Genomic DNA, 1,278 nt, shown 5'->3' on the forward strand with positions numbered 1-1,278 from the left:
ATTGCTGTGGTGGGTATGGGGTGTCGTTTTCCGGGGGGTGTGGTGTCTCCGGAGGGTTTGTGGGGTTTGTTGGTGGGTGGGGTGGATGCGGTGTCGGGGTTTCCGGTGGATCGGGGGTGGGATGTGGAGGGGTTGTTTCATCCTGATCCGGATCATGGGGGGACGTCGTATGTGCGGCGGGGTGGGTTTGTTCGGGGGGTTGCGGATTTTGATGCGGGGTTTTTTGGTATTTCGCCGCGGGAGGCGGTGGCGATGGATCCGCAGCAGCGGTTGTTGTTGGAGACGTCGTGGGAGGCGGTGGAGCGGGCGCGGATTGATCCTTTGTCGTTGAGGGGGAGTAGGACGGGGGTGTTTATGGGGGTTATTCATAATGGGTATGGTCCTGCGTTGCATGAGGGTGGGGAGGGTGTTGAGGGGTTTTTGTTGACGGGGAATACGTCGAGTGTGGCGTCGGGGCGTATTGCGTATGTGTTGGGTTTGGAGGGGCCGGCGTTGACGATTGATACGGCGTGTTCGTCGTCGTTGGTGGCGTTGCATCAGGGGTGTGTGTCGTTGCGTCGGGGTGAGTGTGATGTGGCGTTGGTGGGGGGTGCGACGGTGATGGCGCATCCGGGGATGTTTGTGGAGTTCAGTCGGCAGCGGGGGTTGGCGGTGGATGGGCGGTGTCGTGCGTTTGGTGCGGGGGCTGGGGGGACGGTGTGGGGTGAGGGGGTGGTGTCGTTGGTGGTGGAGCGTTTGAGTGATGCGGTGCGGTGGGGTCATCCGGTGTTGGCGGTGGTGTCGGGTTCTGCGGTGAATCAGGATGGGGCGAGTAATGGGTTGACGGCGCCGAGTGGTCGGGCGCAGGAGCGGGTGATTGGTGCGGCGTTGCGGGATGCGGGGGTGGTGGGGGGTGAGGTGGATGTGGTGGAGGCGCATGGGACGGGGACGGTGTTGGGGGATCCGATTGAGGCGGGGGCGTTGTTGGCGTCGTATGGGGTGGGGCGGGTGCGGCCTTTGTTGTTGGGGTCGTTGAAGTCGAATATCGGTCATGCGCAGGCGGCGGCGGGGTTGGCGGGTGTGGTCAAGGTGGTGTTGGGGATGCGGGCGGGGTTGGTGCCTGCGTCGTTGTATGCGGAGGTGTTGTCGGAGCATGTGGAGTGGGGTGTGGGGCGGGTTGTGGTGCCGGGGGAGGTGGTGGAGTGGCCGGTGTCGGTGGGTGGGCGTCGGCGTGCGGGGGTGTCGGCGTTCGGGATCAGTGGGACGAATGCGCATGTGATTGTGGAGGAGGCACCGGAG

The 1,278-nt window shown here is 64.2% G+C and carries 1 protein-coding gene; it reads left to right on the plus strand.

What is annotated here, in order from left to right:
• The coding region (locus tag IE269_RS42690; protein WP_189828762.1) for a beta-ketoacyl [acyl carrier protein] synthase domain-containing protein at nucleotides 1-1,278 on the plus strand (1,278 nt) is incomplete at both ends.

Source organism: Streptomyces spiroverticillatus (genome assembly GCA_014650415.1).
Taxonomy (GTDB): Bacteria; Actinomycetota; Actinomycetes; order Streptomycetales; family Streptomycetaceae; genus Streptomyces; species Streptomyces spiroverticillatus.